Genomic DNA, 8,747 nt, shown 5'->3' with positions numbered 1-8,747 from the left:
CACCTAATGTCCCGAAAGCGGCTTTCGCGACGTCGAGTCCTGCCGGAGCGCCTCAGCGACTCGGCGGTGTTGCGAAAGCCACTTCCGCAACGTTGAAGGTTGCGAAAGCCACTTTCACAACATCCCAAGTAGACGCGCCGGCAAGCGAACAGGACACCTACGCCCTTCCCCCTCGATACCCCAAGTCGCCACGCCCGACCATCCCCGGCACCACCCGCCTCACCTGTACCGCGCCGAACGCCAGGGCAGTGTGCCCCGAGCGCCACGCTCGAGACGGTGAGCGTCCCAAGCGTGGCGCACGGGACACACTCACCCGCCTGCCACGCCACCTTCTGACAAATCCCCGGCTACCCGGACCGGCCACCCGCCCGGGTTGCCCTGCTCACCCCGGCTTGCATGGTCATACACTCTTATGCATATACTTCCATCATGTCCAAGGTACTCACCTCTCTGCCTGTCGGCGAACGCGTCGGGATCGCCTTCTCCGGCGGCCTCGACACCTCCGTAGCGGTCGCGTGGATGCGCGAGAAGGGTGCAGTGCCGTGCACCTACACCGCTGACATCGGCCAGTACGACGAACCCGACATCGAGTCGGTCCCGGGCCGGGCGAAGGCCTACGGCGCCGAGATCGCGCGGGCCGTCGACTGCAAGGCCGCGCTGGTCGAGGAAGGGCTCGCGGCGCTGGCCTGCGGCGCCTTCCACATCCGCAACGGCGGCCGCACCTACTTCAACACGACCCCGCTCGGCCGCGCGGTCACCGGCACGCTGCTGGTGCGCGCGATGCTCGAGGACGACGTCCAGATCTGGGGCGACGGCTCCACCTTCAAGGGCAACGACATCGAGCGGTTCTACCGCTACGGCCTGCTCGCGAACCCGTCCCTGCGGATCTACAAGCCGTGGCTGGACGCCGCGTTCGTCAGCGAGCTCGGCGGCCGCAAGGAGATGTCCGAGTGGCTGCAGGCCCACGGCCTGCCGTATCGGGACAGCACCGAGAAGGCCTACTCCACGGACGCGAACATCTGGGGCGCGACCCACGAGGCCAAGTCGCTCGAACACCTCGACACCGGGATCGAGATCGTCAACCCGATCATGGGCGTCCGGTTCTGGGACCCCGAGGTCGAGATCGCGCCGGAAGACGTCACGATCGGCTTCGAGCAGGGCCGCCCGGTGACGATCAACGGCAAGGAGTTCGCCACCGCGGTCGACCTGGTCCTGGAGGCCAACGCCATCGGCGGGCGGCACGGGCTCGGCATGTCCGACCAGATCGAGAACCGGATCATCGAGGCCAAGAGCCGCGGGATCTACGAAGCGCCGGGCATGGCGCTGCTGCACGCGGCGTACGAGCGGCTCGTCAACGCGATCCACAACGAGGACACCCTCGCCAGCTACCACAACGAGGGCCGCCGTCTCGGCAGGCTCATGTACGAAGGCCGCTGGCTGGACCCGCAGGCGATGATGCTGCGCGAGTCGCTGCAGCGGTGGGTCGGCGCGGCCGTCACCGGCGAGGTCACGCTGCGGCTGCGGCGCGGCGAGGACTACTCGATCATCGACACCTCCGGCCCGTTCTTCAGCTACCACCCGGACAAGCTGTCGATGGAGCGCACCGAGGACTCGGCGTTCGGCCCGGTGGACCGGATCGGCCAGCTCACCATGCGCAACCTCGACATCGCCGACTCGCGCGCCAAGCTCGAGCAGTACGCCGGGCTGGGCATGGTCGGCGGCGGGCACCCGACGCTGATCGGCGCCGCGCAGGCCGCGTCGACCGGGCTGATCGGGGCGATGGACGCGGGCGGCGCGCAGGTGATCGCCTCACGCGGCAAGGCTTCGGGCGACGACGAACTGCTCGACCACGCCGCGATCGAATACGGCACGGACTGAATCGACACGGCCTCAATCAACACGGACCGACCCGAACAAGCGGGACGCGAAAGCGCCGGGCGCGCGGCATCGAAGCCGTTCGCCCGGCGCTGTTTCCTTTGTCCGGCCGGATCACTTGCCGCCGAGCTTCGACCGCCGCTCCGAAAGTTCGTCGACCAGCCGGGTGATCTCGACCTGCCCGATCGCTTCGGCCAGCACCGAAACCGACGCGATGCTCTCGATCCGGTACTGGACCGGGACCCCGCCCGAGGCCCGCGACCGGGCTTCGGCGTCGGCCTTCTTCTCCGCCTCGACCGCCGAGAACACGCCACCGGCCTCGCTGTTGACGCAACTGATCGAGCCCGCGCCGTTCAGCGACAGGGTCGCCGTGTTCCGGCAACTGCCCGCCGGGCGGCCGCCGATGGTCACGTTCGCGGTCATCGTGGCGTTGACCTGGCCGGTGACCTTCCCGCCGCTGTTCGCCGACGCGGTGTTCGACACGTTCGCGGTCACCGTGCAGCCCGCGGCGCCGCAGGCGACCGTGGCCGCGCCGTCCAGGTCGAACCGCACACCGGTGTCGACGGCGCCGGACAGCTTCTTGGTGTTCGACATCAGGTCTTCGTAGACGGCGACGGCCTCCTCCGGCGACAAAGCGTCCACATCGGACTCCCCGAGGCTCGCTCCCGACGGCATCGGCGGCCGCGAGCCCGCGTCGGGGATCGTCGGAACCCGTGGGACGGAAGGCATTCCGCCGGGCATCTTCACGGAGTAGCGGAGGAGCCGGTGCGGCGCCTCTTTCGAGACGTACAGATCGCCGGCGGGTGTGCTCGCCTTGAGCGCCGGGACGTCCCGGACGGTCTCGTTCTGGTCGCCGGGGATGTCGTCCGCCCGCTCCAGCGCCTCGCGAAGGCGGGCGGCGAGTTTCTCCGGGGACTCGAACTGCTGCAGCACCGGGCCGAACAGCGCGTCCTCGCCGGTGATCCAGCGGTCCTTGAGCCCCTCGGTCTCGGACGAATCCCCTCGCGCGCCGGGCAGCAGACCGTCGGGCGCCTTGAAGTAGACCTTGGCGCCGACGACCAGGATCTCGATCTTCTTGCCCTGGAAGGACATCGTCCCGGAAGTCTCGCCGTAAGCGGTGGTCTTGACGTCCGTCGTGATCATCCCGCCGACCGAAGAGGTGCTGTTCCGCACCGCCGGCGCCGAGGAAAGCCCGGCCAGCGCCTGTTCGAAGGGCTCGCGATCCCCTTTCGACGGCCACAGCAGCCACGTCGTCAGTCCCGCGAGGAGTACCACCACGAGTCCGGCGATACCGCCGAACAGCAGCCACCGGGGTTTCCGGGCTGGCGGAGCCGGTACCGGTTGCACGACCCAGCCCTGCGGCGGGGGCCACTGCGCGCCTCCGGGTGGGAATTCTTGCTCCACGTCGCCCTCCATAGCCGTATCCACCTGAGGGACATCACGCTAAGGAGGGATGATGAAAACTTGATGAAACGCGATCAGGTGAAGCGGTAGGGCGCGGGCGCCGGCGCGCTCAGCGCGTACCGGACGGCTTCGGCGCGGGAATGGAAGCCCGCCTTCGCGAACAGGTTGTTGATGTGGGTCTTGACGGTGGCTTCGCTGATCACCAGCCGCTCCGCGATCTCCGGGTTCCGCAGGCCTTCGCCGATCAGGCCGAGGATCTCCTTCTCCCGTGAGGTGAACCCGAATCGGTCCGCCTCCTCCACCGCACGCGACCGGCGCGACGCGAGGGTGAGGAGCCTCCGCTGGACCTCCGGGGCGAGGACGACCTGTCCGTCGGCGGCGGTGCGCACGGCCTGCTCGATCTTCGCCCGGTCGGCTTCCTTCGTCAGGTAGCCGCTCGCGCCGGCTTCGAGCGCGGCGAGGATCGACTCGTCGTCGTCGAGGCTGGTCAGCACCACCACCTGGACCTCCGGTGCCGCGGTCTTGATCCGGCCGGTCGCTTCGACGCCGTTCAGCACCGGCATGTGGAGGTCCATCAGCACGACGTCCGGCGTGTGCCGGGAGACCGCGTCGACGGCCTCCGCGCCATTGGTGGCCGTCGCGACGACGGTGATGCCGTCGGCGATGTCGAGCATCACCGCGAGGGCTTCCCTCACGGACGCCTGATCGTCGACCACCACGAGCGAGACGGTCACCTGGTACCTCCGGTCATCGGCGGGACAGCTTGGCCTGCAGATCGTCGAGGAACGGCGAGGTGGTGTGCGCCTTGCCGTCCTCGCCCTTCTTCCAGACGATACGGCTGTCGGTGCGCACCGCCCTGGCGAGCACCACGACCCCCTCGACGAGCATCCCGACGCCGATGGTCAGCATGACACTGTTCCCGCCGGAGGCGACTCCGGTGATCAGGCCGAGCAGCAGGTTCGCACCGACCTTGGCGGCCACGTTCAGGACCCACAGCGCGATCGTGAGCCAGGTGTAGCGCATGTGCGCGACGCCGTCCTGCTGGTAGATCCGGATGCTCGCGCCCCGCAGGACTCCGAACAGGACACTCACCGCGAGCGTGCCCGCCAGGAACGCCACCGCGGTCGCGGACTTCACGCTTTCATCCACATTGGACAGGCCGATCACGGTGAGGATCGCGGGCAGCAGCAGCATCCGCTTGGCTTCGGCGACGTCCCCGGCCATGCGGCGGATGAGGACGTATCCGACCACGGCGACGATCAGGACTATTTCGACAGGAGTGCTCATCGTTTCCCCCTCGGGCAGGTTTTCGAAGACACTCCGACGTTATGGCGGTGAGCGCGGGCCGTCGTGCGGCGGCGGCCGTATCTTCGGGTGGAGAACCCTCTCCACCCTCAGGAGCCCCGATGACCGGAAACGCGACGGTGCTCCGCCGCGAATGGGTCGCCGACAGGCTGATCCGGCCCGCCCTGATCACGGCGGCGATCGTCGTGACCGGGGTCGGGATCTTCACCCAGCACGTCCACGCCCGGCCTCTGACCACCGTGCTCTTCGTCCTCGTCACGCTCTTCGCCCTGGCGTCGTTCCTGCCGTGGGACCGGATCCCGGAGCGGGCGCGGCTCCTGTTCGCGAGCGGATACGCCGTGTCCGCCGCCGTGCTCCTCCCACTGGCCCCGAAGACCTTCGCGCCGATGTTCGCCTACCTCGCCGCCGCGGTCGCCGGGATCAAACTCGCCTCGCGCACGCTGGCGGTCGCGGTGGCCGTCCTCGACGCCGTCTGCTGCGCGGTGGCGGTCGCGGTGGTCGGCGCGGTGACGCCGGACGCGGACGTGTGGCCGTGGTGGCTCGCGCTTTCGGTGGGCCTGCCGGTGCTGCTCGGCATCGCGCGCCGCGACCGGCGCGACGCGCTCTTCAACGCCGAACGCGCCGCCGCCGAAGCCCGGCGCGCGGCCGCGTCCGAGTCGCGGGAGGCCGCGCTGCTGGAGCGGACGAGGATCGCGCGGGAACTGCACGACGTGCTCGGACATTCGCTGACCGGGATCGCCCTGCAACTCGACCTGGCCGACGCCCTCGGCACGAAAGGCAGGGACGCGGAAGCCGGCGACGCCGTACGCCGCGCGCGGTCGCTGGCGGTGGACGGCATCGGGCGGATGCGGCAGGCGGTGCACGAACTGCGCGAGGACGCCTTGCCGCTGGAAAAGACCCTGGCCGCAATGTGCGCGAGCGAGACGGTGTCCTTCGAGGTGGACGGCACCGCGGGCCCGCTCGGCGGCGGTGTCGCGCACACCCTCGTCCGCGCGGCGCAGGAGGCGCTGACGAACGCGGCCAAATACGCCCCCGGCGCCGCACGCGCGGTGCGACTCGGGTTCTCGCCGGAGACGGTCACGCTCGTCGTCACGAACGGTCCCGCCGAGCGGCCTCAGGCGGCGGACAGCGGCGGCGGGATGGGGCTGGTCGGGATGCGGGAACGGGCGGGCGCGCTGGGCGGGTCGGCACAGGCTGGTCCCGCTCCTGGTGGCGGCTGGAAGGTCGAGGTCCGGCTGCCCAGGACGGGCTGAGACCCCGGCCGCGCCGGGCGGACGCGGCCGGGGAGTCTTTCCGTCAGCCCTTGCGCGCGAACGAGATCCGGTGCAGTCCGCCGGGCGTTTCGTCGGCGAGATAGAGCTCGCCGTTCTGGTCGGTGCCGAGGGTGGTGGCGTCGAGCGGGAACTCGCCGATCCGGGCGCTTTCGTAGGTGCCGTCGGTCTTCTTGCGGACGGCCCAGGCCGTTCCCTGGCAGAAGTCGGTGGCGAGGTAGGTCCCGCTCGCCAGCGAGGCGTACTTCTTGCCGCGGTAGACGTGCCCGCCGATGACCGCGCAGCCCTCCGCGCCGGAGATGTAGTGGAAGACCGGATCGGTGTAGGTCACGCCGTCCTTGCAGCGCGTCTCGTCGAACACGACGGGGCCCTCCTTGCAGGACCAGCCGAAGTTCGCGCCGCCCTTGCCCTTGGCGAGATGGTCGACCTCCTCGAACCGGCCCTGGCCGACGTCGCCGATCCACAGCGAGCCGTCGGCCGGGTCGAAGGAGAACCGCCACGGGTTGCGCAGCCCGTACGCCCAGATCTCCGGCCGCGCGTTCGCGACGCCGGCGAACGGGTTGCCCGGCGGGACGCAGTAACGCAGCGGACGGCACGCGCGGTTGACGTCGACGCGCAGGATCTTGCCCAGCAGCGTGTCCAGCCGCTGCCCGCTGGCCAGCGGGTCGCCCCCGCCGCCACCGTCGCCGATCCCCCAGTACAGGTAGCCGTCCGGACCGAACGCCAGCTGGCCGCCGTTGTGGTTGGGATACTCGGAATGCGGCTGGGTGATCAGCTCGGTGAGCTCACCGGTGTCCAGCCGGACCCGCGACAGCGTCACCGCGCTGTCGGACTTGCGGGTGTAGGCGACGTAGACCCGCCTGTCCTTGGCGACCGCCAGCCCGAGCAGCCCGCGTTCGACGTCCGCGCCGTTCACCTTGTCGCTGATGTCCAGGATCGGTTTGGCGGCGAGCCCGGTCTGGGGATGGTAGGCCCGGACGACGCCTCTCTTCTCGACGACGAGGATCCGGCCGCTCCCGTCGTTGAGCGCCGTGATCGCGGTGGGATTGACCAGCCCGGACGCGACCTTGGTCGCCGTGGCGGTCAGCTCGCCGAGCGGAACACCCCGTGCTTCACGGGGTTCCGCACTGCTCGCGGCCGGGAGCAGTGCTCCGGCCATGGCGAGCCCGGCCACCAGGGACAACCCCCGGCGGAGGTGCCGTCGCGTCATGGGGACTCCAATCACCGTTGAATGGTCTGGTCCAATTCAGCTGGCCCAATTCAACAGTGGGCGGAGCAGTGGCGGTACCTCCATCCGCGAGCTTTTCGTCGGTTTCTTTCCGCCGGGAAGTCGTCATCTACCCATCCGACATCCTTCTCCTGGCGTTCACTCTTCTTTCGGGGCAATTCGGACATGAGCCATACCCCGGAGTAGCCACGTGTATGACTTCTGTATGCTCCGCTCTCGCTCGATGGGATTACTGATCCCCCATGTGGGCGAGCCGTTGCGGTCGGGGCCTGTGGTCGCACGCGGCACTGGCATTCGTGGTCCGTATTCGGATGGGAGACACATGCACGGCAGGTCAGTTCTGGTTCGCGGCGGGATCGCGGTCGCCACCGCGGCCGTCGCGATGACGATGGCCGCTCCGGCCGCCCTCGCCGAGGATGGCGCGGCACGGGGCCGGGTCGTCGACAAGGCCGGCGAGCGCGGCTACAGCGTCAACTTCGGGGACCCCAAGCACTACGTCCCGGAGCTGTTCGAGCTGAAGCTCTCCGACGGCAGCAAGCTCAAGATGTACTGCGTCCAGATCGAGGTCGACATGCGGACCGATCAGGACATGATCGAGCGCCCGTGGAACAAGTACCCGGACGCCTCGTCGCCGTTCAACAAGAACAACGCGAAGATCAACTGGGTGCTGCACCACGGCTACCCGGCGGTCGGCCTGAAGGCCATCGAAGGCGCGCTCGGCAAGAACGGGGTCAAGTTCAACGAGGGCCTGTCCGCCGGTGAGGCCGTCACCGCGACGCAGGCGGCCGTCTGGCACTTCAGCGACGGCAAGGACTTCGACCGCAAGAAGCCGCTGATGGAGGACAACGTCGATGCGGCGGCCGCCGACGTGCTGGCCCTCTACGACTACCTCGTCGGCAAGGAGAACGTCGGCATCAGCGCGCAGCCGAAGCCGACCCTCGACATCGGCCCGGCCAAGGCTTCCGGTGCGACCGGCAGCAAGATCGGCCCGTTCAGCGTGGCCACCACTGGTGACATCACCGAGCTGACCAGCAAGCTGCCCGAGGGTGTCAAGGTCGTCGACGCCGACGGCAAGGAGATCAAGGCCTCCGCCATCAAGGACGGCACCAAGGTCTTCGTCGACGTTCCCAAGGACACCAAGGACGGCGAGGGCTCCTTCTCGCTGAAGGTGAGCGGCCACCTCGACACCGGCCGACTGTTCGTGGGCGAGAACTACGCCAAGGTCCCCGCCCAGTCGCTGATCGTCGCGGACTCCGAGAAGACCTCGGTCTCCGCGAACGCGACCGCGAGCTGGAAGCAGGGCGGCGCGCCCGCCACCGAGACCCCGGCCCCCACCACCCCCGGTGGCGCCGAGTCGGGTGGCGGCAACGAGCTGGCCAACACCGGTGCTTCGGCCACCATGCCGCTGGTCATCGGCGGCGCGCTCCTCGGCGCGGGTGTGCTGATGGTGCTGCTGGTGCGCCGTCGCCGTAGCGAGGCGTAAGAAAGAACCGAACACGAAGCGGGGCCGGTCCATTGTGGACCGGCCCCGCTTTCGTGTTCATCGGTCGCGACCCGGGGGACCAGTGAGGTGCCCTCCGGCTGGGTGGGTCGTGAGTGGCGATTCGTGTTCTTAACCCAAAAGCCACACACCACCAAACCCACCCGGGGGCGTTAACCCATCG

The 8,747-nt window shown here is 69.1% G+C and carries 7 protein-coding genes; 3 read left to right on the top strand and 4 right to left on the bottom strand.

Annotation, left to right across the window (positions count from 1 at the left end; genetic code table 11):
* Positions 1–429: 429 nt before the first annotated feature.
* The gene (argG, locus tag ACFWMR_RS41455; protein WP_093937724.1) at positions 430–1,878 is read left to right on the top strand and encodes an argininosuccinate synthase; all 1,449 of its coding nucleotides are present in this window, start codon (positions 430–432) and stop codon (positions 1,876–1,878) included.
* A 111-nt stretch (positions 1,879–1,989) separates the two neighbouring features.
* Here the strand turns inward: argG and ACFWMR_RS41450 are convergent, their stop codons facing one another.
* The 3 genes from ACFWMR_RS41450 to ACFWMR_RS41440 form a co-directional block, all read right to left on the bottom strand.
* Positions 1,990–3,279: an SON protein gene (locus ACFWMR_RS41450; RefSeq protein WP_378382357.1), complete on the bottom strand. Its 1,290-nt coding sequence runs from the start codon at positions 3,277–3,279 to the stop codon at positions 1,990–1,992.
* Positions 3,280–3,353: 74 nt separating this feature from the next.
* Entirely contained in the window at positions 3,354–4,013 is a 660-nt protein-coding gene (locus ACFWMR_RS41445; RefSeq protein ID WP_378275989.1) for a response regulator, read from the bottom strand.
* Between the two features lie 13 nt (positions 4,014–4,026).
* Entirely contained in the window at positions 4,027–4,566 is a 540-nt protein-coding gene (locus ACFWMR_RS41440) for a DUF1453 domain-containing protein (protein WP_093937727.1), read from the bottom strand.
* 119 nt (positions 4,567–4,685) lie between these two features.
* Here ACFWMR_RS41440 and ACFWMR_RS41435 point away from each other — a divergent pair, with 119 nt between their 5' ends.
* Positions 4,686–5,837, top strand: a complete 1,152-nt coding sequence (locus tag ACFWMR_RS41435; protein WP_378382356.1) for a sensor histidine kinase — start codon at positions 4,686–4,688, stop codon at positions 5,835–5,837.
* Positions 5,838–5,880: 43 nt separating this feature from the next.
* On the opposite strand, the gene ACFWMR_RS41430 is transcribed toward ACFWMR_RS41435, so the two are convergent.
* Positions 5,881–7,065, bottom strand: a complete 1,185-nt coding sequence (locus tag ACFWMR_RS41430; RefSeq protein WP_378382354.1) for a PQQ-dependent sugar dehydrogenase — start codon at positions 7,063–7,065, stop codon at positions 5,881–5,883.
* Between the two features lie 340 nt (positions 7,066–7,405).
* Here ACFWMR_RS41430 and ACFWMR_RS41425 point away from each other — a divergent pair, with 340 nt between their 5' ends.
* Positions 7,406–8,566, top strand: coding sequence for a Cys-Gln thioester bond-forming surface protein (locus tag ACFWMR_RS41425; protein WP_378382353.1), 1,161 nt, complete (start codon positions 7,406–7,408; stop codon positions 8,564–8,566).
* Positions 8,567–8,747 lie beyond the last annotated feature (181 nt).

The organism is Amycolatopsis thailandensis, assembly GCF_042723255.1.
GTDB classification, from domain to species: Bacteria; Actinomycetota; Actinomycetes; order Mycobacteriales; family Pseudonocardiaceae; genus Amycolatopsis; species Amycolatopsis thailandensis.
Note: the sequence above shows the minus strand (reverse complement) of the source record. Positions and strands in the feature narration are given on the sequence as shown.